Origin of the sequence: Arthrobacter alkaliphilus (genome assembly GCF_021483235.1) — a bacterium.
GTDB lineage: Bacteria > Actinomycetota > Actinomycetes > Actinomycetales > Micrococcaceae > Arthrobacter > Arthrobacter alkaliphilus.
The window spans coordinates 21,617-44,850 of record NZ_JAKEEC010000030.1 but is presented as its reverse complement, the minus strand read 5'-3'; the positions used below and the strand labels follow the sequence as shown (position 1 = coordinate 44,850).

The following is a 23,234-nucleotide window of genomic DNA, read 5'->3' as shown; positions in this document are numbered from 1 at the left end:
TTCAGGGTCAGCGCTAATACTGCGAGGTCTGGTTCACCCAGACGCCACAACTCCCGGGCTATGGACACCGAAGGAATGGTGATCACGAATGTTCCCATGGGCCTTTCACCCTTGACCGAGGACCATGGGCGTGCGTGGCGCCGACGATTACGACGGCATCATTGAAACGGTAGCGGTATTGTCCGACGCGAAACTCGTCAAGGATTTTGGCAAGGGGCTGTGGAAACTGCGCTCTCTCGTCATGGACGATTTCGTCCAGCTCCTGGAGGGCTGCTCGTGGGCCGGTATCGGGACTGCCTATTCTCAGACAACTCTTCGTCGGGGCCATTTCGCTAAGGAGCGTGCCCGCGTCTATGGTGAGCTCGTGCGGCTGATAGATGCACGGTTGTCCGCGGCGGGGGAGCTGGGCATTTTGGTCATGGACGGGGACGGCAGCGATGATTCCTATGTCTCGGCGCACCGGAGTCAGTCCTTGGCCACTCGGTCCTTGATCGAAGACCCGGTCTTCCAGCATTCCCATCGCAGCCAGTGGGTGCAACTTGCCGACATCACGGCCTATGCCGGTTACCAGCATCTCTTGCAGCATGAAGGCAAGGAGTTCTCTTGGCCTTGGTATCCGCGGCTGATGGGACGCGACGTTCTTGGTGGTCCGCGGGCGGTCTGATATCAGCGCTAAAGAAGCTAGACCCGTTGACGTGTGTTCACAGGGCGGCTCTGCAGCTAAAAGTATTCAGACGATGTCATCTTGCCCACCCTCCGTATCAAGGGTGCTGGTCACTCCGGCGGGCGTCATGGTGCAAATCCCTTCCATGGAGGCGGGGCTGCGGAGCAAAGATTGCCGGCTCCCGTGATTCATAGTCCGTCTGATTCCTTGGTCGGGAAATCTTTTTCGGCGCCGGTCATGGGGTGTTTCGAGGCCGTGTCGATGAATGCTCGAAGAAGGAGATCCTTTGATGACGCTGTTTTCAGACCGTCAAGTCGGCCGGTTATGCGCATGGTCCATGAAATTGAACGAAGGTGACCGGCCTGCGCATGGAGTGGCGTTTGAGCGTCGTCCGCGGCGGCGAAAAGGGGGTGTGCACAATGTGCACACCCTTGCCGTCGGACTGGGCCGTACCGGTGCCGGACTGGGCCGTACTCGGCATGTTTTCTGGAGTTCCCAGTGTTTCCGGGGCGTGGAAGCCGGTTCGAGTCCCACCTCGGGCACAGTGTTACCTGTTCAGAGGCTTGTTTGCCTCTGAGTGTGCACAAATGTTCACGGATGGGCCCCTTCGGGGGCCTCTTTCATTGGTGGCCGGTGGTGTGGCCGGTTGCCTCCTTACTTGGTTTGCTGATCGACTGGCTGGCGTTCTCCACCTGTTCATGGTTGCTGTCGGCGTTGACGGCATGACGCTGTTGATTTTCATCGGACTGTCCTGCGCTGGGGCAACTGCCGCCTGGGCCGTCTTTCATGCCTGTTCATTGCACGGCTGATGCGTAACGACATGACCGAACGATGAGACGCCAAAGCACCCGTGGCGGATAAGGGCCCATACGCGAGGACCGTAGAGAATTTGCTACGGCCGCCACGGAGTCTTTTGGTGAACAGGGCTAGCTCTTCCGTGCCCGCAGCTTCCGGCTCAGGTGAGCGGCGGATGAGCGTTGCGTCCATCTCCCGCGTAAACGGTGCCGGTTCGTCTTCGGCGACGGAACCTGATCGAAGGCCAAAAGTTCACCGGCTGGATCCTGACAGGGCGGCCCGATTACCTCCTCCCGGACCTCGCACTCAAGGACGGGTGACATGTCACCTTCCTGGACGCGTTGCCCCTGTACTCGGATGAGGCCAGGTTCGCGACCAAAACCGGCCGAGGAGCTTCTACGAATGTGGAAGGAATGGGAGGTGCAATCCTGCGATCTGGATCGAGAGCTGCATCCCAGCCTGCGCAGAAACAAAAGATGATCCTGGCTGCGGTCAGCCCTGACGGGCCGACGAAGGCTCCGATCCGTTTCGGACTGTCCGCCCTACCTGCTTCGTTCCGGTGACACCGCGGTTTCGCCGGCCAACACGAAATCATTCCTTTACCGCTGACGGACGACCCGGACCAAAATTCCAGTAGTCACCCTGTTTGAGGAGTCTGCCATGGTTGCTCTGAGAGGATTTTCTGCACCTCACAGGGGCGGGTGAGGAGCGCGGCGAGGCCCATGAATTTGTATAGCCAGGCCAAATCCACCTCGTCGCCATCTACGGGCCGAGGCCGCTGCAGAGACCGCAGGAAGTTGTCTCGGGCAGCTGGTGACAGCCCGCCCAGATATTCGTCGGCCGCAAAGCCCGCCATCTCCAAAAGCGCATCGTAGGCCTCTATTGGTTCAATGGGCGGCGACCCGCCTGGCAGTTCGGAAGTCCGCAAACGCAGTGTTTCCAGGAAGCTCGGCGGTTTACTGACTTGGGCGGCTCGAATGTCGAGCACTCGCTTCCTGAAGGCGCGTACTTGATCCACGACACGACTCCTTAACTGGTCGATGAGTTCAGGAATGGGCACGGAGATTCTCTGGGTCGACTCGATGGCTTCGCGGATCACGGCAAGCGAGAGGCTGCCGATCGCCTCGTGTGCGTTCAGATACCGGACGCCATCTATGTAGTCGTTCGTCAGGTCGAACTTGGTGATCTTGGCGGCTATGGCGCTGTTCTCGTTGCGCCACCCACTTTCAATCTTGACGTCGGGACGCAGCCGGACCCTGTGCAGGTAGAAGGACTTCTGGTGTTCATTTTCGTCTCGGATCCGTCGGAGCATCGAATCGATGGCGGCCTCATAGGTACCCAAATGGATCGCCTGGTTCTCGTGACGCCGACGGTATCTCTCGATCTGTTCCTCCGGCCAATGGGCTCGTTCGCGAAGGTGCCAGATCAGACTGTCTTCCAGCGGCCTTGACGTCCGAGGCCATTCAGGATCCGTGGTCGTATGGTACCAAGCGAGGTCTGGCAGGGCAGCGTCACTCAATGCAGGGTCCTCGGGGTCCGTCAGATCGACAACCGCTGGACCGAAGTTGAAGTCTTTCCTGCAGCCGTCGCAGGTCATTATGGCGTCAGGGATTCGGAAATAGTCCTCGCTGGAGAGCCAGTTGCTTGCGTTGCACTTCTCACACCGCATGCGGAACTCATTGGCGAATTCGACCGGACGCTCAATCAGCATTAGCCACCTCACCAACGAATGGCGCGGAAATGTCCTTTGGAGTCAGTTGCCGGTGCTTGATCTCGCCCTGAAGAAACCTGGCGCCCAGCATTCTCGCGCCGCCGGGGACCCTATTGAGCAGGAGGTCGGACGGGAAGGTGCTGACCAGTCGCGGCTCCAGGTCATCGCCTCGGGTGGTCTTTGCCGCGAATATCCTGGTGGTGTCCAAGGCACGGAACGAATCTATCGGCAGGATGGAGGTCGCGTTGTCCGGGAATATCAGCCGATCGAACTGCTGGGTGCCGCTCCAGTGCCGTTTGATCCGCTTCCGGATGTCCCATGCCTGGCCGATATATGCCTGCCTGTACCCGTCGAGCACCATGACGTAAACACCTATCTGCCCGTCAACAACGGTTAGGTTCTCGACCGGCCGCAGGCCTTTGTGTTTGCGCAGCATCTCGTTGAGCGCCTCTTCGAAGCTCATCATGGACAGCTGTGCGAAGAACGTCATGTTCAGGTCGAAGTTCTCCAGCGCAGCCTCGCGCTGGCGCGTGCAGTAGTCGTCGGCGAGCCGGGTGTGCTCCTGATCTTCGTAGGCCCACGCGAGGGATTCCCACTGCTCGTCTGTGTACCACTCCCGTGGGAGCTGGGTTGACGACGTCTTGTTTACCAGGGCGTACATCTCGCGGGTCAGCCGGTGTCCGTACCTTCCTGGCCGCGCTAGCTCACCAAAGTGCTCGACCGGAGGTGCAGACTTCGAACCTGTTCTTGCCATGCCGTCCCCCAGTCTTTGTCCTGCACGTAATCGTAGGGCCAGATTGCCCACCGGAATGCTCAGTGCGTGGGATGGCTGACCAGGTTCGCCTTCTGAGTGCTGTGCTTGACGGTGCAGTGCTGGCGAGGAGGGCAACCTTCTTTCATCCCGGGGCAGACGGCAGCGCCCGGCCTGACGATTCTTCAGAACGGGGTACAGCATGGATAACGGCTCCGCCGTGTTTCCCGGTTTTGTAGGTCTCCTGACTGAGATGCTTATGGTGTGACTTCTCTGTACAAGCTTTCGGACCTGGATGATTACTATTCATCCCTTTTCCAGGTCGGCGCAGGTCCTGCGTTGCCGACCGCCGCGAATCTGAAATCCCTAAGGACCGCCATGTGGATACGGAGTTTGGGGCGTAAATCGTGACTAGGCTTCTGAAGGCGATTGACGACCGCAAAACCTCGTGGGTTTACCTTGTGCCCGTCGGACTAATACTTGCTGTGTTCTTCGGCGTACTCCAGGGACCAAACGGCGACGCCAAGCTGCAAGCTGCGCTCTTGTTGGGGCTTGCAGCCCTAGCTATGGGTATCTGCTGGATGTGGGCCAGCACGTTGTCCAAGTCGGCGTTATCCCGGGTCGACTACATCAAAGGGACCACGACGTCCAGGACAATGCTTTGGTACTGGATGGTTTTTGGCACTGCTTCCTTGGTTGCCGAAGTTCTTGACATCGGATCCCGAATGTTTGCACCCCTGTGGGAGTCCTCGCTTCTGACGTTTGGGGGAGTTGGATCAATCCTGCTAACGGCAGGGCCCGCATATAAGGAATTTCGGGAGGCTCAAGCTGCAGTGATAGCTCCAAGCGAAGGGTGAAATCTTCTCGTCCGGGTTTTGGTTACGTCTACCGCGCTGATACAACCTGGCCGCGCTGCCAAGAGCAGCTTCGACTCACAGATCCGGTTTGCTTTCACTCCATGGATGTACGCGACACAGCCTCGCGCGGGGATGTCCCCAAGTTGGAAAATATGTTCGCAACGACAACCGGAGGGGAGTCCCGGTGCGTAGTACGCATGCGCGTGGCGTGGCTCCGCGGCGCGTAAACCGAGACTCACTCACTTCGGCGGTCGGTGTCCGGCCGAGACGTGGGGGCAATCATGCGAACGTTCTTCACCCCGCAGACAGACTGTTTCGATGTCGCCTCGGTGTTGTTCGAACCGCTCCCGGACAATTTCGGGACTCGAGGCGGTCGGCGTCGGAGGGGAACATCGTTTCGAATAGGGGGGTCGGCGAGTTCGGGCTCGTCGGGAATCAGTATGGCTGGTCGCGGGCACCGGGCACCGGGCGGTAAGCGCGGAGTGCTGTTTCTCTCGATGCGGGGCATGGTGACTTCGGCCGGACCGTGCCTCCGCGTTCAAACAGACCACAGTGAATTCTATTGCTTTGAAATAAGAACCACTGATCTGGCCACTAAACAGGGAAGAGGCTGGGGGAAGGGGGGGTGCAAGGGGCTCGACCTGGCCGATTTAGCGGTCTCAGCGGTCCGCTTACTGCGGCTGGCGGCACGCCCAACTTTACAGGGGAAGTTGGTGCCGTCTAGGAGCGTCGAACTGTTAGTCTGTGAAAAAATTCATGGGGGATTTATGGGAACCAGGCGACTAACAATTTATCTACTGCGGAACGTCTCGCAACCAGACGACGCGATCGCGCCAGATAAGAGCCCGCAGTCTCAAACGCTTGACGCTTCCTCCGGCCTTGAGGGGAAGTTCTATTTTTCGTCCCGCCGGGCCGACCCGCCAGCGTGGGTTTCGTTCGTTGAGCCGATTCTTTCCTCACCGCTGCAATCAGTGAAGACGTCATCTGCCTCTGGTCTCCTGATCATCACGGCCAATGACAGGCATTTCGCTCTTACCTTCGGGTACGGACGTGGCTTCATAGATCCTTCCAAGGTAGAGCACCAGTTTGGGCTTCGAGTCGCTCTCAATCGTATTGATCCGCGTCATATCCGTAGCCTCGACACCAAAACGTTTGAAGACATGGTGGTAACCAAGAACACACAATCGAGCAAAAGCTCCGACTTGCCCACATTCGGTGTTGACGTATCTCGAGACATGCTTCGCGCTGTTACTGGCGAGCCCCGAGATAAAACCTTAGCGAAGCGTCTTTCCGGTTCAGATGCCTTGGTCCTCAACGTAGAAATCCTCCCCTCTGATTTACCAAAGCTCTGCGAGGAGCTTTATGAAGCCTTCCAAGATGATGCATACAAAGCGAACTTCGAGTGGATCGATCACCTAGCGCTAGTCACTGATGCAGAGTCTGTATCTAAACTCAACAGTCTTCTTGAAAAGCAACTTGTTGCTGGCGATACCTCCAACACGCACATGGCGATGCCTGAAGCAATCGACTGGGAGGATGTCGACGCGTTCAGGATTGGGGGAACTCGAAAGGAGGAGTACGAGGACCTGGACTTGGATGATTATCTCGGCCGCTTGGGCGAAGAAAAATCTGAAATCACGATTGAGCGACTGCGCTCCCGCCATGTGTCTGTACGCTTCAGCCGTTCCAGTGAGTTTGACTCTCGGTGGAACGTTTATCAGTGCCTAGTGACAGAGCAGCGACTTGGAGCTCAACTGCACGTATTGATTGAAGGTCGCTGGTTCGTCGTGAGTGATTCATTAGTGGCAAAGGTCGATGAATTCGCCTCCTCCTTGCCGGGACCTACAACGGCGCTGATCGAATCCAAGGCTGGAGAGATAGAGGCAAAATACAACGCACGTTTAGCCGATTCAGCGCCGTCGCACCTCCTCCTGCTTGACGCGCGCATCAAGAGGCCAGGAGGAGCATCCAGCGGGATCGAGCTCTGCGATGTCCTTTCGGCCAGCGGAGAATTCATACATGTCAAAAGGAAGACGCGGTCTGCCACCCTGAGTCATCTTTTTGCCCAAGGCGCAGTGTCGGCAACGACATTTGTTGCTGATGGCACCTTCCGTGATGAGCTCCGGAAAGTTGTTGAAGCTGAAACAGAAGAACCTCAGAGGACGATCTGGCTCGAGATGATTCCGGACGGAAAATCCTTCGTGGATCGGTCTAAGTACTCCGTTTCCTACGCTGTGATTGCCAATTCCAGCCGCTCAGGAACCGACTGGTTGCCCTTCTTCAGCAAGCTAAATCTGATGCAGAATGGCCAGCAATTGCTGAATCTCGGCTTCCGGGTCTCAGTTTCTAGAGTCGCAATCACCGCATGATCGCTCACAGGGACGAGAACGTGCCGATCACGGCCTTACCGAGCCGTCCGAATACGCCAGCGCAGATGCACTTTCAGCTCTCCCTTTACCATGCAACTGAGAGCGGAAAGTGAGTAAACGCTCAGCCCGGAAGGAACCCGTCGTTGCGGACTTGGCATAGAGAGCGCGGAGCTGCTCATGTTGTGTAGCTGTCGACCGACCGGCGAGTCCGACGGAGCGCATACCGAAGGGACGCTGTCCGCCAGCGAGAATGGTCTCCATGAAGAATGGGGACACCGTACACGCGAAGTCGCTGCCTAGGAATAGCGCCGGCGGCGGGGTTGCAGACAGGCTGGGCAACACGTATGAGTTGTCCTGGGCCGTTCACTGCGCTTTGCGGTGCATCCAGGACGAGCGGCGCCATCACCCTAGAGGATCTTGATCCCGACCTGGCCGACGGTTCTGAGTTCACCTTCGTTGATGAATCGGGCACCGTTGCCGTCACTCAGGTAAAGCGTCAGCACAGCATCAACGATCATTGGACTGTCGCAGCCCTGCGGAGGCGCGGTATTTTCGCGTCTGAGTATCCAAATATGCCCGAAGGCGGAGCGCGAGGATTTGCGATAGAAATGGGTAATGATCACGCACCTGTCCGACTGGCGTCAGACCTTCCGCGAAGCGGATGCCCTTCCTTCAACTGCCCCGCCAAAGGCGAAGGCGGACCGCGGCCGTATGCTGGAGCGCATCCTTTCTGCCATGTTCGACGAGGCGGGGCTTGCGCCACGGCTCAACTATAGACCGAAGGGCGAGGAGATCGATGGATCGATCTGGTTCCATGGCCGAACCATTCTCGTTGAGGCCAAATGGACGGGCGATCCGCATCCTGCGTCGAGCCTGTATCAGTTCAAGGGGAAGGTCGACGGCAAACTGGTCGGCACGCTTGGGCTCTTCACCAGTGTCGGTGGATTCAGCACGGATGCCGTCGACGCGCTCGTGGCGGGAAAGGAACTGAACCTGATCCTTGCCGATGGCGACGACATGAGGTCGATCGTTCAGAACGAGATCTCCGTCGCGGAGGCACTTGAGCGGAAACTCAGAGCCGCAGGCGACGCAGGGACACCGTTCCTGCCGTTGGCTGCTCCGGTCGATGCACCTTCAACAGTAGAAGGCCACTACTTGGTAGTTGTCGAGGGAAGGTCCGATGTCCAGCTTTTCGAATCTGTACGTCGGGTATGCGGCGCAACTGCCCCGGTGGTGTTCGTTCCTGCTTCTGGCCCAATGAACATGGTCCCGGTAATCCGTCTCATGCTCGAAGTCTCCAGTTCTGTTGCAGGTCTAGCCGTCATAGTGGACGGAGACCTAGAGGGGCGGATGCTGGAGAAGCTGCGCGATGACATCGAGATAGTGGCATCTGACTTCGGGCTAGAGCCGAACAGCGTCAACGTAATTGCGCTCCATCCGGACGCCGAGGCGGCCTTGGGGCTGGCCGATCCTGACATACCGTGGGCCAAGCGACATCAAATAGGCAAGCTGTCAGACAGTGCGCGGGACGAACGCGTTACTGCGGCTGACGTTCTTGGCCGCGCGGCCAAGAACCCAAGTCTTGCCAAGGTGTTGGATGTAATTGGAGTCGGACCGTCGATCTGACTTGGGGGGGGAGACCTGTATCACCTGGACGAACAACATGCCGGACAACTTTCTCGGCGGCGTCCAGGGTGGCTGCTCAAGGGGTACGCCATGTGCCGCGAGTGTCCTATTTCCTATCCGGCATGACGGCGGACTGATAGAACTGCCAAGGTCATCTTGTAGACGAAGTAGTCGCGTTCGGTAAGCGGAGAGACGAAGATCTCGACGGAGATTCCGATCCGGCTGGCTTCGCCAAGTATCAATACTGGTTGCGTGCAGTTTCGAAGAAGTCCGAGTGAGTCTGCGAACGACGGAACGGTGAGAAGGAATTCAATACCGCCAAGGCTCTTCTTCTGCTTCCTGGATCGTGAGATGGTGCGGGGCATTTCTGGCCAGACAGGCAGCGCGAGGGGCATCGAAAGCCCCATGATGTGTGGTGGGCTCTCGCGATGTCATCCGAGGTCACTCCTCCACGCGAATTTGCGGATTGACTTCGGTTGCCTCCTCGCTTTCGCTTGCTGATCATTCCGTGGAACAGGGTCTAGTGACGGCTCATGGGTACCTGGGCGCGGACATTCAGCTGGACGTTTCCGATACCATCCAAACGTGACCCGTCGAAACTCTGATCGTTCAAATGCTGAAGCGCGCCGACGGCGCGAGGCCCAACAGCGCTTCGGCGACCAAGTTCGATCGCGGTCTGCGGAGTCCGCGTTGCCAGACTCTCCGACCGAACCGCAGGCCGATTTGTGGGCGGCTTCAAGGTCTGGCGCCCGTGCCGGGCGCGGGTTCCGTTATCAGGATCTCGTCACGGCCCTTATTGTGCTGAGTCTGTGGAGCGAGGGCGAGGCGACCGCGCTGGTGACCCCGGAGGGGTACGACGACATTTCCGTGCAGTCCCGCGGCGGGTCGCATTTCATTCAGGTCAAGTCGCGCCGCGAGACCGCGGGCGAGTTCCCGGCGACGGAGCTGCGCAAACATCTTCGCTCCGTCGCCACCGCTTGGGTGAAGCGCCAGGATGCGGGGCTTCCACCCGCGACGATCCTGCTGCTTGAGCGTCCCGTCGTCGGCATCCAGATACCAAGGTGGGACAGCGCTCGGCGGGCAGGCTCAACCGCCGGGCCGGAGTTGTCCTGCGAGTTGGATGCGGTCTTCCTTGGAGACGACCAAGCGAGGGCAGCATTTGCGGCCTCGATTTCTGTCGCGTTGTGTCCGGACCCCCAGGCTCGAGCGATCGATATTGTCGCCACGGCCCGTGGCATTCCAGAGTCGCTCGCCGAGATCATCGTGGCTGCGGTTTGTACGCAGATCGGAGAGACCAGCAACGCAAACGCAGATCGCCTTGCGGCAAACCGTGCAGTCGTTGACATCGCCGGAATCGATGCCCTCGTCGACCACGTCCTCGCGACTGTCGATCTGGAACTGCTTGACGAAGCAAGGTCGCTCGGGGTCTGTGAGGCCATTGATTGGGGGAGGCCAGGCGACGGTTCGGACCTACGGCAGGGTGCGCACGTGGGAGCTTCGCATGTCGCTGCCGGAATGCTCGTGGGCCGCCCCGACCTCATACGGCAGGTGATCGAAGTGGCCGAGGCGCGCCGCCTAGTGGTCATCAGCGGGCCGAGCGGCAGCGGCAAGAGCGCGCTCGCCTACACCGCCGTTCACGAGACTCGCACCTTGTATCGCTGGCAGCAAATTCACTCGCTGACACCCTCGGGGCGCACCGGTCGTGATGCTGTTGCTCTGCTCGTTGCGCGCATTGAGTCCCTGCGACCCAGCGTCTATGCCCCAGTTGGGGTTGTGATTGACGACGCTGGGCGCCATGAGCCTAACTTACTCGACCGGCTGCTGCGGCGGCTCGCGGATCTGCCGAACGTGGTCACCCTTGTTTCGATCCGCGAGGAAGACCGCTTCCCGGTCCCGCTGCTGTCGTCTATCGCCACGATAACGCCCATGCTGGACGACGCCTTCGCAGAGGAGCTCTGGCGTGACTACCGGGCCCACGATCTCACCGCTTGGCCCGGCTGGAGGGAGCCAGCCGAACGCGCAGGCGGGCTCCTTCTGGAATACGTCACTCTGCTCACCGAAGGCGAGAACCTCGATGCCGTAGTCGGTGCGCAAATCCGGGCGCGCGAAGCCGACGAGAGTCGGTACCTCGAGCTTGAGATTCTCCGCCTTGCATCTTGCGCTAACCAATATGGGGTCGCCGTCCCCGCATATGCGATCCAATTGGCCTTAGATGCCGATCCTGGCGCATTCACCGCCGCCAGCCGTCGCCTAATCGACGAGCACTTAGTCATCGAGGACTCGAGCAATCTTTTACGACCCCTGCACGAAATTCGCTCTTCAGCGCTCGCCCGGGCAGCCCACCCGTTCGGACAGCGGGAGAGCCTTCGACGCGCCGTCGCACTTGTACCCACCTCCGAACTCGCACGATTCCTCCGACGCGCGCTCGAATCCGGAACCGACCCCGTAGTTGTGATCCAAGCCGCAACCGAGCGCGTCACACGCGATCACGAACTGCAAACGCTCATAGCGGTCGCGTCGGCCTTCCGCGCCGACGGGTTGCGACGGCGGGCCGACGATTGGAGGCGCATCCTCGACGAATGTGGCGTTGATGCAGGTGACGCTGTTACTGCGTTCAGGTTGTCCCGCACGCAGCCGCGCCCCGACACTGACCAGCTCTTCAAGCCTGAGATTGTCGCTGCCGTCGAGCGGCTCCGGCGCGTCCCGACCGATCCGGATGTCCAATCCCTGTGGAGAACGATCGACGCGAAGCTTGTCGAAGAACTCGTGACCACTGCGGTCTCCGATGACGATACAATTCATCTCCTATTGCAGGCCATCACCGTACTTCGTGGTTTTGACCCCACAGCCCTAGAGGCCGCCGCGGACGCAATCGGCACCCGACTAACGGTATGGGCGCTGCACGACGCGGCCGACATCACGGAAGCGTTACGCCGCGCCGCACCCGAACTCGCGGAACGCGCTGTCACGGCCGCTGGCGGCGAACAACTTCTTTTGCGGAGGATCGCAACAGAAACGCCGTGGCTAGACGCGCTGGACCGCGCGGATGACGGCGTTGCCGGCAGCTGGATCTTCATCGACGAGGAGCTACAGCCGGATCCGAACGAGTCGGTCGTCAAAGTTTGCCGGCTCGCCCTCGCCCTGGCCCCCACGGCGATGATTGCGAAAGTTAGTGCAGTCGATGCCCTCGGACGTTTGGTCAAGCTCGGCGACTACCCTCTCGTCGACAAAACAATCCCACGGGAGAATCTGCCACACAGCCTCGAAGTCTCCGAGAATAGAGCCCAGGCTCGAGCCTTAGCCCGAAAATACGGCGCGGGCACCGTGACATCCAAGCTCGCGGCTGAGGCCACAGCGCTAGGGGACATAACCGATCTGCTCCCAGAGATCACGATCGCCCACCTGGGCGATCGAGCCATGCCACAAGCAACTGTTCGCAGGTTCCAGGCGGCAACGGCACTGCTTCCGGAGATGAATGCTCCGGCAGACGAAGGTTACACGGACGAGGTTCCTGGTACTCTCGGCGACTATCCCGTTGAAAGTACCGCCGTCACCGTCGTACGGTCGCTGCTCCAGCATGTCATTCCCAACCTTGCACGGGCAGTCGTCGCCGAGCGACGCCCCATCCTGGCAGCCGGAATACTTGACGACCTCATCCGCAAGGTCGGCACATTGATCGAACTCGACAGATACCGCTACCTCCCCGATCCGCCCGACTGCGCTCGGCTGCTCGACTCTCTCCGCGGCTTGCGCATGATCGCGTCCGCCAGCGCACGAGCGGACACCTCGGTCCGCGCATCCATGCGAGCCGCGGCTGGCCGGCACACAGGAAGTGCAAGGATTCTGGCTGCGGCCGCCGTTGCGACCGAACGCTCTTCCGTCGCTCTCCAGAAAGAGGCCGCGCGAATGCGAATCGCGCTCGCCGGCTCGGGGTACGCCGTAGCCGTCGTCCCGAGCTGGTCCGACCACACGATGTTGAGTTGGCCTCCCGGAGACCTAGCGATCGTCGTGGAAGGGGAAAGTGTCCTCGCTCATTTGCATTCCGTTGCGACCCTCGCGGATGCTGCGCGGAATGCTCGTGACCAGCCGGACCGCTGTCTATGGATTGGGCTTAGCTCGCCCGAGGGGTTCCCGCGTGCCTCGATCTTCCAGGTCGCACATGAAGGGGTTCTCCCACTTGGCAATCGCGAAGCGCCCTCCGCGTTCGCAAGTTCACTAGGCGCGACACCGATTTCCGGTCCGTATGGGAATTATCTGCGGCTGGCTCGTCGTCTCTCGTCGATCGCGGCGATTATTGCGATCCGCGGAAGTTCTATGATCCCCGACGACGAAGGCCGGGTTCTCGAAGAATCGTCGGAGGGTCTCGTCAGCGTCAAAGCGCAGCTCGATGAGCTCACGTCCGCTCACGTTGGAACCGAATACGCTTCGGCACTCCACGAGATGTTGACGATCATCGGCACGGCGGTCATGGAGGACCTGTCAACCGCCAAGGACTTAGCGGAAGAAGGCCGATCGGGCTGGGACGAGATCGCGAGCTTGCAAAGCCTGCTGCTCCTTGACGCGGACAAAGCGGCAATAGCGGGCACCGATGCCTCGGTCGTCTACGGCACGGCAGCCGTCATCGCGGACATCGAGGACGATTTTGAGGGCGCAGATGACCGCATTGCTCATATGCATGAGCACGCTTCAAATGCCTAGACGAGCGCTCCATTCGCAATAACCTGGTGGCGATTCGGCAGATGACGGGGTCGGGCTCGAGGATTGGCGTCGAGGTTCGGAGTCTGGGTCGTACGCTAAACAGCGTGCTCGCGTTCTTCGGCTGGCCCCGAGAAACGATCAACCCACGCGGGATCGTTGCTCGAACCGGAGGATTCAGACCCCTCATGCAACCTCGATTTCGAGGAGCCAGATAGTATCTCGATGTGACATCAGTAGTGGCCGGGGAACGTCAGGTGGGACAGCTTTCGGAAATGGTTGTCGCTAGCGACAGCCGTCTTGGCGGAGGTAAGCGCCGGGACGCCTGCGCGAAGATAAGCTGACGTGAATGCCCCTGTGCCAAGCGCGACGCAGTTTGCTTTGCCGCCAAGGCTGAAAAGCCCCTTGGTTTGTCTCCGAGGATGGCTCCTACGGGGGCACGGTTGGCGCAGACGGGGCGGGCTCCCTCCTGCTGAACAGCAACGACGATACGAACAACAGTGATGGCCGTCGCTGGACCATCGTGCGGAATTGAATCGTGTGAACGCTGGCATCTAAATTCAGAGTGCTGGGTCGAGGGTATAGCTCTTGAGTTGTAGAACCTGTGGGTTGTAGCATGGGTCGGTGTGGAATGTTGACGCAGAGTTGGTGGAGTCGTGGCTGCTCGCGCTCGATCAGGACTCGTACGAGCAGGTGATCGCCGCGTTGGAGCTACTTGCTGAGCGTGGGCCGCAGCTTGGCCGTCCGCTGGTCGATACGGTGGTTCGTTCGCGGCATAGGAACATGAAGGAACTTCGTCCGGGGTCGAGTGGCCGGTCGGAGTTGCGGATCTTGTTCGCCTTTGACCCTGAACGGCATGCGATCCTGCTTGTCGCAGGTGACAAGGCCGGCAACTGGAGCAAGTGGTACAAGACGAACATCCCGATTGCGGATGACCTGTTCGATGATCATCTGAGAATTCTGAAAGGAGGATCGTGATGGCAAAGACTATCGAAGAGATGCTGGCCAAGCGGCCTGTTGACCGGGTTGCTGTGGACGCCCGCAAGAAGCATCTGCTCGATGAGGTCCGGGCTTACCGGCTTCGGGAGCTCCGCGAGGCCTCGGAGTTGACGCAGGTCGAGTTGGCTGCACGGCTGCACGTCAGCCAGAACCGGGTGTCTCGCATTGAGCACGGCGACATCGACCGCGCGCAGGTCGACACGCTGCGGAAATACGTCGAAGCGGTCGGTGGCCGGCTTCGTGTCGAGGTTGAACTCGGCGACGAACGGATCCAGATCGCCTGACCCGGCAACGCGTTCCTGGACGTTTGAACAACTTGGTCATGGCTGGGAAGCGGGTTCAAAAGCCGAAAAATGGGGTGTGCACAATGTGCACACCCTGGCTGTCGGACTCGGCCGTACCGGTGCCGGATCGGGCCGTAATCGGCATGTTTTCGGAACTTCCCTGTGTTTCCGGGGTCTGGAACCCGGTTCGAGTCCCACCTCGGGCACGTATTTTAACTGTTCAGAGGCTTATTTGCCTCTGAGTGTGCACAAATGTTCACGGATGGCCCCTTCGGGGGCCTTTCTTGTGCCCGGGTGCCTCGCCTTCCTTCTTCGTTGAGTGGCAGATTCTGTGGTCTTGCTTCTTCATGGTATTCCCGAGGCGGAACGACATGACCGGGCTACATCCAAGTCACGCCTCCAATGTGGCTGGTTGAGGCCGCCGCTACAGAAGCCTTTGGCGTCCGTAGGGTCACAAGAGGACTACCAACAGACAGTTGCCAGAAACCGAATCACGGCCTCGTCGTGACCACTTGGACCACGGAAGAGGACTACAAGAACTGGCCCAACGGCCAAACCGGCGAACACCACAGCGGTGACCGTAAACCCGTGGTCAGCGTCGCAGACCTCCTGGAATTCGAAACCATCGAATTCTGACCATGCGCTCCACTCACCGCTGCCCCCTCCGGTACAAATGGCCGCCATCCTGGCTGGTGACACTGTCTTGTATGGCTAGTGAATCGAGGCATTTGGGTTGTGAGACACTCGCCTCGGTTCGGAGAAGGGGTCAACTGTCCGTAAGCGTGGTCCTTCGCCGGTTGTTTTTTCGTCTCGAAAGCCATTTTGGCGGTATCCATGAGGAAAGAAATTTCCCTACCGATGTCCGGCGAGGCAGGAACCATTGCTGCCAAGGGCCATCATCCTCACAGCCCGTATCCACCTGACGACGTCCTGGGCCCGGGTCTTCACGGAAGACCCACCACTCCGGGGCGCTGGGGCCATCAGGCGAGGCCGTGGCATAGTTTTTGATAACTCCATCTCAAGGACGTGGGTGGACTCAGTCGCGGGGCCCGCCTCCCGGAGAGGAATCGAGCCCGAAAGGAAACGGCATGGACATCACAGAGGTCATCCTGAACGATCATCACGAGCAGCGACGCATGTTCGCTCTCCTGGACGAAATGCACGAGGCCTCCCCGGCTGACCTGAATGCGGTGTGGTCTCGGCTGCGTGTCCTCCTTGAGGTCCATGCGAAGGCCGAGGAGTTGCTGTTCTATCCGGAACTACTCACCTTGGGCAAAGGCGGTGATGACGCCGCCTCACCGGAGGAGGAGACAAGCGACGCGATCCACGACCATAACGAAATCCGTGACGCGATCGCCGCCGTCAGTAAGCATGCCACCGGATCCGACGCCTGGTGGGACACCGTGGGGCAAGTGAACGAAGTCAACGGAGACCACATGGCTGAGGAAGAACGCGAAGGACTCAGCGACTTCCGCCGGCACGCCAGCTTGGAACTACGACACTCCATCGCGCTGGCGTTCAGCGTTTTCGAAGCAGCCCACGCCAACGGCATCACCGGCCAGGACGTAGATCCCGACACCTACGTCCAACAGCACCAATAACGGCCAAACGATCGACAACCTGCGGTCACAGCAAGATGAGGCCAGCGACGAAGCGGGCCGAGGGAAGAAAGACGCTGCCGCGCCAACCCAAGCTAGGCGCTGTCCCGAGGAACATACAGAACCTCCTGCCCAGAGTGCGCAAAACCCGTCCAACGCGGCGTGCGGGGATACGGCCCGGCACCTCTTTGCACTCCACGAACACCCTTGGGTGGGTTGTGGTAGGTAGACGCCATGGAGGTCTCTGTAGAGTTCCCGCTTGACTCGGACGGGTTCATCTGGCGCGAGTGTCCCAATTGTCAAGAAGAGTTCAAGTGGCATCATGGTCCAACGGCCGATGCGCCGTTCTCACCATTCGCCGTCCTGGCGTCGTCTTTAGCGAAGGTATCTTCGGGTCGAAACATCCCTGCAAGCCAGGTTCCAATAAGGGCCGGTTCATACGCCACAGTGAAAAAATGACTAGGGCCTTCCAAGAGCTCTACGACAAAAAATATGGCAATAAGCGCGGTCAGCACGGACAAGGTAACGAGGAGCCAACCGACTGGTGCGAATATCAGCTGAGAGCCTTTGACGTGCCCCCGCAGAAGAAACACCGCACAACAGCCGGCCCCAGCAACAACCAAGAGCAAACCGACCCACCCCAAAACATCCCGGGTTCCGTCTTGATCTCCGACACCCCCCAGCGTCAAGGAAGTCAGTGCCAGAAGAATCACGGCGCATACACCCGTTGTGCGCTGCCGTGGTCAAGTCCCGTGGAGTGGTGTAACGGTTGATCCTTCGCTTAGGCGCTGAGGGCCATGATCGTGTCGGTGTCTGCCTCGTTTCCGGTGTCAGCGATGGGGCGCATGCGGGAGCGGGCGAGGATGTCGAGGCCGAGATAGCGGCGTCCCTCGGCCCATTCTTCGGTTTGCTCGGCGAGGACGCCACCAACGAGGCGGATGATCGCGTCCCGGTTGGGGAAGATGCCGACACTGTCGGTTCGGCGGCGGATCTCTCTGTTCAGCCGCTCGTTGGGGTTGTTTGACCAGATCTGTTGCCAGAGGTCCTTGGGGAACGAGGTGAACGCGAGGATGTCTGCCCGGGCCGCGTCCAGGTGCGAGGCGACGGCGGGAAGTTTCTCGCTCACGTAGTCCAGGGTCCGGTCGAACTGCGCGGTCACCGCGGCGGCGTCGGGTTGGTCATAGACACTGTGCAGCATCGCTTTCACGGCCGGCCACATGCTCTTGGGTGTCACGGACATCAGGTTCGCTGCGTAATGGGTGCGGCAGCGTTGCCAGGCTGACCCGGGCAGGTTCGCGGCAATCGCGTCTTTGAGCCCAGCGTGCGCGTCGGAGGTGACCAGCTGCACCCCGGCAAGGCCGCGGGCGCAGAGATCGGCAAAGAACGCGTTCCATGCCGGACCGGTCTCCGCCGTGGCGACCTGGAGGCCGAGGACCTCACGCCGGCCGTCGCCGTTGACCCCCGTCGCGATCAGGACCACGGTGTTCACGACCCGGCCGCCCTCCCGGACCTTCATCGTCAAACGCGTCCGCGGCAACGAAGGTGAACGGGCCGGCCTCGGAGAGATTGCGGTGCCGGAACTCGTCCACGTGCTCGTCGAGATCGGCCGCCATTCTGGACACCTGCGATTTCGACAGGGAGTGGATACCGAGCTGCTTCACCAATTTGTCCATCCGGCGGGTCGAGACGCCGGCGAGGTAGCAGTCCGCGATCACGGTGATGAGTGCGGCCTCGGACCGTTTCCGGCGTTCGAGGAGCCATTCCGGGAAGTAACTGCCCTGCCGCAGCTTCGGGACGGCGACATCGATCGTCCCGGCACGGGTATCGAGGTTCCGATGCCGGTAGCCGTTGCGGTGGGTGGTGCGCTCGGGGCTGCGTTCGCCCCATTCCGCCCCGACAACGGCATCGGCGTCAGCCGAGAGCAAAGCGTTAATCATGGTCTGCAGCAGGTGCCGCATCAAATCCGGGGACGCGTCGGTCAGGGCTTCGCCGAGCACGGTCGCGGGTCGACAATATGAGGAGCGGTCATCGTGTTGATGCCTTTCGAGAGGGATGTGAGAGTTTCCTCGAAGGATCACACGGTGACCGCCTTCACGTCAGCAACGACGCAGACAACCACCGTGGCATTACACCACTATGCGGGACTCCACTGCTGCGCAGGTGCCGTGACTAGAAGACTGCGCAGTTGGACGATCGTTCTCGTGCGGGAACGAACCGCGGATTCCCGGGCCAAGCGCAGCACACGGATCGACTCGACAACACCCGTGGTGACCTTCGGGATCGCGGTGGCCTGCCCCGAGAGCGCTTTGCGCGCTGCTGCTTCAGCGTCGATCGAATCGTCTTTGCCGCGGCGCGCTCTCAGGTGCGGGTGCGGCTGGTTGACTTCCACGACATCGACACCTGATTCGAGGAGGAACCGTGTGATGCCGGCCGCATACGAACCGGTGGATTCGACGCCGATCTTGTCAATTAACCCGAACTTTGCCAACCAGTCCAGTGCGTCACGATATCCGCGTGATGAAGCGGGAAAAGGGTGGTCGCCGAGTATCTTCCCGGTCGTATCGAGCGCGACGACATGATGAGTGTCGGCGTGCGCGTCGATGCCTCCGATGACGATCACTGCTTGCGTCGTCTGAGCGTTGTTGCTCATGCTGGTGGGGTCTCCCTTCGATGAGGGATGCCCTCGCCAGGCCGGGCGGACATAACAATGACGAGTCATTGATCGAGCAAGGTCCTATGAAGTCACGTCCCGCCCGGTCCGGCCACCCGAAACGAGCGCGACCCCGGTACGCGCCGACCCGTCGGTGTCAGGACAATGCCCGAGAGCACGTCAGTTAATCAGCAAGTCAGACCCGCCCGTAGCCGCAACTCCATCTACATTGTTTATCGGACAGTCCGGACAGGCCTGGTGGCGTCTTGTAAAGCTGTTGTATTCCAAGACGCGTCAGGACTTTTTGGCTGTAGTGGGTTTCGGTCGGGTTTCCGGTTCGCGGTTCAAGATTTGTCGTTGCCAGTGGGAGCGGTGTGGGGTGATGATGCCTTTATGAGTCTTGTTCTGGATGGTTTTCAGGGTGCGGTTCTAGCGCCGGAGGATCCCGATTATGGGGAAGCGCGGCGGATTTGGAACGGTGCGATTGACCGGCGCCCTGCCCTGATCACGCGCTGCCGCGGTGTGGAGGACGCGGCCGTGGCATTGGCATACGCGCGCCGGGAGAGCCTGCCGCTGGCTGTCAGGGGAGGCGGCCACAATGTCTCGGGTTCGGCTTTGTGTGAGGGCGGGGTGGTAATCGATTTCTCCGTGCTGCGCGGTGTCCAGGTCGATCCGGGTGCCCGTGTAGCGCGGGTCCAGCCCGGAGCGCTGTGGGGTGATGTTGACGCTGGGACGCAGGCGCATGGTCTGGTTACGCCTGGCGGGATCGTGACGCATACGGGAGTTGCCGGGCTGACCGTCGGTGGAGGGTTCGGCTGGCTCAGCCGCCGGTGGGGCCTGACCTCGGATAATCTGCTCTCTGCCCGTATGCTGCTGGCAGACGGGGATCGGGTCCGGGCGGCTGCGGACGAGAACGCGGATCTTTTCTGGGCGGTCCGGGGCGGGGGCGGGAACTTCGGGATCGTGACCGAGTTCGAGTTCGGACTCCACAAGCTGGGCCCGACTGTGCTGGCCGGTCCAATCCTGTTCAGGCCGAACAGGCGCGAGGTGCTTTCCTTTTATCGTGAGTTTATTGCCGGTGCCCCGGACGAGCTCGCGGTGTACCTGAACCTGCGGACCGCGCCGGCGCTGGAGTGGGTCCCGGAGGACCTCCGCGGAACAGATGTGCTTTTGGTGATTCCTTGTTATTCCGGTGACCTTGATGATGGGGAAGCGTTGCTGCGGCCGCTCCGGGAATTCGGGCCTCCCGCGGCGGACCTGGTCAGGCGTAAACCGTATGTCGAGCATCAGTCGATGTTCGATGCAAGTGTGCCGCACCACTGGGGTTATTACTGGAAGTCCCACTACCTTCCGCCGCTGACCGAGGACGCCATTGACGTTCTGGTGGAGCGCTCATGGGCCAAGAACTCGCCCGCGTCCTACACGCTGCTCTTTCATATGGGCGGTGCCATGATCGACGGACCTGTGGGCGGCTCTGCAGCGTCGGGCAGGGACGCGGCGCACGCAATGAACATCAACGCCGCGTGGCCGGCAGGGGGCCAGGATCATGTCGACATAGGCTGGTGCAGGGAGTACTTCGCCGCGATGGAACCGCACGCCACCGGCGGAGAGTATGTGAACTTCCTCCACAACGACGAGGGGGAGGCCCGGATCCGGGCTTCCTACGGCAACGGCTACCAGCGATTGGCGCAGATCAAGGCCATATACGACCCTGAAAACATTTTCAGCTCCAATCAGAACATCAAACCCTCCGCCGGTCAGCCAGCTCCGTCCTGACCGGTCCCGGGTCTAGCTTGTTGCACGCGTCTGAGCGGTGCGGAAATCGATGATCGCCCTCTTGACGCGTGCGTGGTTTTCCTCGTGCATGAGGTGGGAGGCATGGGGTATGCGGACTGTCCACGTGTTCGGCGGCAGGTCGTTGAGCCGACCGGTCAGACGGTGCAGGAAAGCCGGACTTTGATTCCCGGTGAGCTCCTCGGACGAGCCCTAGGACGCTAGTAACTATGGGGCGGCCATGCGTGCTTTGTAGTTCAGGGCCAAGCCATTGTGCTGGACGTTTCCAACCGGGCGGCCGTGCTCCGTTAATTCCCCGCAACCTTGCGTCCATGCGGTGGGCGGAGGATGGTCGCGATGGGGAATCGACCTATGACACTGAGGAATTGGGCCATGGACATCAGACTTTCCCGCAAGCCCTTCCTGCTCGGCGCTGCGCTCTCCGCAGCAGCCCTCCTGAGCTGCACGGCCGTCCCGGCCGTCGCCGCCCCGGTGTAGCCCTATACGGTCAAGACGTTCGCTGCCGTGGGCGGCGAGCGTAAGCCGGATGACATCACACGCCTTGGCAACAACATTTACGTGGCGTTCCAGAACGAGCACGATCGAGCAATACTCCCTGGACGGAATGCCGGGCGCGTCCCTTGACGATCAAGGGCAAGATCGACGGGCTGCACGCTGACGACGCCGGCCAGCGGCTGCTGGTGACGACGAACGAGGACGGGAACTCCTCCTTCCACACCGTGACACCGGCCGCCGGCAGCACCGCGGTGAAGAACTTCGCCTACACCGGGATGACGCAGGGCGGCGGGATGGCCACCGCCGCGATCTACCATGGCAAAATCTTCATCACCGCCTCGAATCCGGCCGACACCACCGGGCCTGCCGTGTACGAGGCGGCCTTGAGCGGTTCGACAGCCGCACTGGCCCCGGTCTTCGCGGACAACGCCACAGCATCCGTCGCGAACACCGGCGCGACCGGGACCACGGCCCTGGCTCTGACCGATCCTGACTGCGCGAAGGTGGTTCCCGCCGACAGCATCCGCTTCAGAAACGAGTTCGTACTCGCCTCGCAGGGCCACACTTCGCTGCTGTACTTCAAGCAGTACCAGGACGCGAAAACCGGGAAGCCCGTTGTATGAGAAGGCACGGACCGGCACGAACGCGAAGGCCGGTGATGATCTGTTCCGGATCCTCAGGGAGGAAGTTGCTGGGGGCAAGCTTCCGCACGTGTCCTACATAGTGGCCCCGGAGGCCTACACGGAGCACTCGAACTGGCCGCCGAAGTTCGGCGCCTGGTACGCGGCGAGCGTCCTGGACATCCTTACCTCCAACGCTGAGGTGTGGAGCAAGACAGCGGTGCTCTTCACGTATGACGAGAATGACGGGTTCTTCGACCACATCGTCTCGCCGCAGCCGAACACCCCGCAGATCCCGGGTGCGTCCACGGTCTCGACCGCGGGGGAGTGATACGACGGCAGCCCGACCTATTACGGGAACAAGGATGTCCCGGGGCACTTCGGCCTTGGTGTGCGCGTAACGATGATTGTGGCCTCGCCGTGGAGCATGGGTGGCTGGCCACCGGTGTCATCTTTAATGAGCACGGTTCATACATGGCACCCGAAACGGCGAGGCGACCGGAGGTTCGAAGACTTACACCCATGCGTTGATTTCTTGGAATGAATAGAATTTCGATGGGATATATGAGCTGAAAAATCAGTGCCGGATTACTGCAATTCAGGGCAAGTCGGTGGGCAAGATGTTCGGGTTCTCGACCAGCAACGGGCCTTGTGAAACCGCCGGAAATGCTGACACTGGAAGCATCAAGGGAAGGAGTGGGCATGCCGAGGGTGGAAATGGACGTGGATACCCGTGTGGGGCCGGAACGAGTACGGGCAGCATTGCTGGACTTCAGCCCTCGCCGGCCTGAGATCTGGCCCGGGATTTACCCGCCGATGTACGAGGTCTACCAGGTGGGAGAGACTTCCGCGGATATCAGGGAGGGCAGCAAAGCCCCCGGTGGGCCGATCTGGGCAAAGGAACACTACGACTGGTCAACTCCCGATGCCGTCACCTGGACGGTGCAAGACAGCAACTTCTGCGCACCGGGCAGTTACGTCACCGCACGGATCAAACCAAGCGATGGCGGCGGGTCACGGATCCACGTTATATGGAACCGGCAGCCCACAAGTATTGCCGGGCGCATTGCCACGTTCATGATCGTAGTAACCCGGGGCGCGCCCGTGGCAGCCTCTCTGCGCAAAGGCCTCAAGCGGCTCGAAGACCGGCCTGCCGCCTAGTCAGGCGGCAAGGAGCCAGGCTCAAGCTCAGGTCCAGAACTCGTCTACCATGGCACTGTCGTCGAAGTACTCCCGCACTGCCGGCGCCATACCGAATCTCATCCTCGGCAAAATATCGGAAAGCGTGGCCATAGCCAATGCGTGAAAGCCTCGTATCCGCGACGC

At 60.4% G+C, this 23,234-nt stretch carries 17 protein-coding genes and 1 pseudogene; 12 read left to right on the top strand and 6 right to left on the bottom strand.

Annotation, left to right across the window (positions count from 1 at the left end):
- The first annotated feature begins 130 nt into the window (after window positions 1-130).
- Window positions 131-664 carry a DUF3800 domain-containing protein gene (locus L0B83_RS17155; RefSeq protein ID WP_234759764.1) on the top strand — a complete coding sequence of 178 codons (534 nt, stop codon included), beginning with the start codon at window positions 131-133 and terminating at the stop codon, window positions 662-664.
- A 620-nt stretch (window positions 665-1,284) separates the two neighbouring features.
- On the opposite strand, the gene L0B83_RS17150 is transcribed toward L0B83_RS17155, so the two are convergent.
- The 3 genes from L0B83_RS17150 to L0B83_RS17140 all read right to left on the bottom strand — a co-directional run bounded on the left by L0B83_RS17150 (window position 1,285) and on the right by L0B83_RS17140 (window position 3,924).
- On the bottom strand, window positions 1,285-1,452 hold the full coding sequence (locus tag L0B83_RS17150; RefSeq protein ID WP_234759763.1) for a hypothetical protein: 168 nt from the start codon (window positions 1,450-1,452) through the stop codon (window positions 1,285-1,287).
- 644 nt (window positions 1,453-2,096) lie between these two features.
- Window positions 2,097-3,170 (bottom strand): hypothetical protein, encoded by a 1,074-nt coding sequence (locus L0B83_RS17145; protein ID WP_234759762.1) that lies wholly within the window; start codon window positions 3,168-3,170, stop codon window positions 2,097-2,099.
- Window positions 3,160-3,924, bottom strand: coding sequence for a GIY-YIG nuclease family protein (locus L0B83_RS17140; protein ID WP_234759761.1), 765 nt, complete (start codon window positions 3,922-3,924; stop codon window positions 3,160-3,162). The genes L0B83_RS17145 and L0B83_RS17140 overlap by 11 nt, the downstream gene beginning before the upstream one ends.
- A gap of 1,621 nt (window positions 3,925-5,545) precedes the next feature.
- Between L0B83_RS17140 and L0B83_RS17135 the strand changes: the two genes are divergently transcribed.
- Both L0B83_RS17135 and L0B83_RS17130 read left to right on the top strand, forming a co-directional pair.
- Window positions 5,546-7,147: a DUF6119 family protein gene (locus L0B83_RS17135; RefSeq protein ID WP_234759760.1), complete on the top strand. Its 1,602-nt coding sequence runs from the start codon at window positions 5,546-5,548 to the stop codon at window positions 7,145-7,147.
- 615 nt (window positions 7,148-7,762) lie between these two features.
- Window positions 7,763-8,773 (top strand): restriction endonuclease, encoded by a 1,011-nt coding sequence (locus tag L0B83_RS17130; RefSeq protein WP_234759759.1) that lies wholly within the window; start codon window positions 7,763-7,765, stop codon window positions 8,771-8,773.
- A 113-nt stretch (window positions 8,774-8,886) separates the two neighbouring features.
- Here the strand turns inward: L0B83_RS17130 and L0B83_RS17125 are convergent, their stop codons facing one another.
- On the bottom strand, window positions 8,887-9,138 hold the full coding sequence (locus tag L0B83_RS17125; protein WP_234759758.1) for a hypothetical protein: 252 nt from the start codon (window positions 9,136-9,138) through the stop codon (window positions 8,887-8,889).
- Between the two features lie 325 nt (window positions 9,139-9,463).
- Here L0B83_RS17125 and L0B83_RS17120 point away from each other — a divergent pair, with 325 nt between their 5' ends.
- The 5 genes from L0B83_RS17120 to L0B83_RS17105 all read left to right on the top strand — a co-directional run bounded on the left by L0B83_RS17120 (window position 9,464) and on the right by L0B83_RS17105 (window position 16,352).
- Complete coding sequence (locus L0B83_RS17120) at window positions 9,464-13,471, top strand: dsDNA nuclease domain-containing protein (RefSeq protein WP_234759757.1); 4,008 nt, start codon at window positions 9,464-9,466, stop codon at window positions 13,469-13,471.
- Between the two features lie 621 nt (window positions 13,472-14,092).
- Entirely contained in the window at window positions 14,093-14,446 is a 354-nt protein-coding gene (locus L0B83_RS17115) for a type II toxin-antitoxin system RelE/ParE family toxin (RefSeq protein WP_234759756.1), read from the top strand.
- Entirely contained in the window at window positions 14,446-14,751 is a 306-nt protein-coding gene (locus tag L0B83_RS17110) for a helix-turn-helix domain-containing protein (RefSeq protein ID WP_234759755.1), read from the top strand. Before L0B83_RS17115 ends, L0B83_RS17110 begins: the two co-directional genes overlap by 1 nt.
- A 504-nt stretch (window positions 14,752-15,255) precedes the next feature.
- On the top strand, window positions 15,256-15,387 hold the full coding sequence (locus L0B83_RS19790) for a hypothetical protein (protein ID WP_268821053.1): 132 nt from the start codon (window positions 15,256-15,258) through the stop codon (window positions 15,385-15,387).
- Between the two features lie 452 nt (window positions 15,388-15,839).
- Window positions 15,840-16,352, top strand: a complete 513-nt coding sequence (locus L0B83_RS17105) for a hemerythrin domain-containing protein (RefSeq protein ID WP_234759754.1) — start codon at window positions 15,840-15,842, stop codon at window positions 16,350-16,352.
- A 778-nt stretch (window positions 16,353-17,130) separates the two neighbouring features.
- Here the strand turns inward: L0B83_RS17105 and L0B83_RS17100 are convergent.
- Both L0B83_RS17100 and L0B83_RS17095 read right to left on the bottom strand, forming a co-directional pair.
- Window positions 17,131-18,378: pseudogene (locus L0B83_RS17100) on the bottom strand (IS256 family transposase).
- Window positions 18,379-18,483: 105 nt separating this feature from the next.
- Window positions 18,484-18,999, bottom strand: a complete 516-nt coding sequence (locus tag L0B83_RS17095; protein WP_234759753.1) for an IS110 family transposase — start codon at window positions 18,997-18,999, stop codon at window positions 18,484-18,486.
- 165 nt (window positions 19,000-19,164) lie between these two features.
- Between L0B83_RS17095 and L0B83_RS17090 the strand changes: the two genes are divergently transcribed.
- From L0B83_RS17090 to L0B83_RS17075, 4 genes are all read left to right on the top strand, one after another.
- Window positions 19,165-20,775: an FAD-binding oxidoreductase gene (locus L0B83_RS17090; protein WP_308194013.1), complete on the top strand. Its 1,611-nt coding sequence runs from the start codon at window positions 19,165-19,167 to the stop codon at window positions 20,773-20,775.
- Between the two features lie 638 nt (window positions 20,776-21,413).
- Window positions 21,414-21,911 carry a hypothetical protein gene (locus tag L0B83_RS17085; RefSeq protein WP_234759751.1) on the top strand — a complete coding sequence of 166 codons (498 nt, stop codon included), beginning with the start codon at window positions 21,414-21,416 and terminating at the stop codon, window positions 21,909-21,911.
- Window positions 21,904-22,239 (top strand): alkaline phosphatase family protein, encoded by a 336-nt coding sequence (locus L0B83_RS17080; RefSeq protein ID WP_234759750.1) that lies wholly within the window; start codon window positions 21,904-21,906, stop codon window positions 22,237-22,239. The genes L0B83_RS17085 and L0B83_RS17080 overlap by 8 nt, the downstream gene beginning before the upstream one ends.
- A gap of 371 nt (window positions 22,240-22,610) precedes the next feature.
- Window positions 22,611-23,069 carry a hypothetical protein gene (locus L0B83_RS17075; RefSeq protein ID WP_234759749.1) on the top strand — a complete coding sequence of 153 codons (459 nt, stop codon included), beginning with the start codon at window positions 22,611-22,613 and terminating at the stop codon, window positions 23,067-23,069.
- Window positions 23,070-23,234 lie beyond the last annotated feature (165 nt).

What these genes read in the sequence shown, in the direction of transcription:
- L0B83_RS17090 (WP_308194013.1), top strand. Translation starts at nt 19,165, where the DNA reads ATGCCCGAGAGCACGTCAGTTAATCAGCAAGTCAGACCCGCCCGTAGC.
- L0B83_RS17075 (WP_234759749.1), top strand. Translation starts at nt 22,611, where the DNA reads ATGCCGAGGGTGGAAATGGACGTGGATACCCGTGTGGGGCCGGAACGA.
- L0B83_RS17135 (WP_234759760.1), top strand. Translation starts at nt 5,546, where the DNA reads ATGGGAACCAGGCGACTAACAATTTATCTACTGCGGAACGTCTCGCAA.
- L0B83_RS17105 (WP_234759754.1), top strand. Translation starts at nt 15,840, where the DNA reads ATGGACATCACAGAGGTCATCCTGAACGATCATCACGAGCAGCGACGC.
- L0B83_RS17145 (WP_234759762.1), bottom strand. Translation starts at nt 3,170, where the DNA reads ATGCTGATTGAGCGTCCGGTCGAATTCGCCAATGAGTTCCGCATGCGG.
- L0B83_RS17125 (WP_234759758.1), bottom strand. Translation starts at nt 9,138, where the DNA reads ATGCCCCGCACCATCTCACGATCCAGGAAGCAGAAGAAGAGCCTTGGC.
- L0B83_RS17150 (WP_234759763.1), bottom strand. Translation starts at nt 1,452, where the DNA reads ATGAAAGACGGCCCAGGCGGCAGTTGCCCCAGCGCAGGACAGTCCGAT.
- L0B83_RS17130 (WP_234759759.1), top strand. Translation starts at nt 7,763, where the DNA reads ATGATCACGCACCTGTCCGACTGGCGTCAGACCTTCCGCGAAGCGGAT.
- L0B83_RS17110 (WP_234759755.1), top strand. Translation starts at nt 14,446, where the DNA reads ATGGCAAAGACTATCGAAGAGATGCTGGCCAAGCGGCCTGTTGACCGG.
- L0B83_RS17095 (WP_234759753.1), bottom strand. Translation starts at nt 18,999, where the DNA reads ATGAGCAACAACGCTCAGACGACGCAAGCAGTGATCGTCATCGGAGGC.
- L0B83_RS17140 (WP_234759761.1), bottom strand. Translation starts at nt 3,924, where the DNA reads ATGGCAAGAACAGGTTCGAAGTCTGCACCTCCGGTCGAGCACTTTGGT.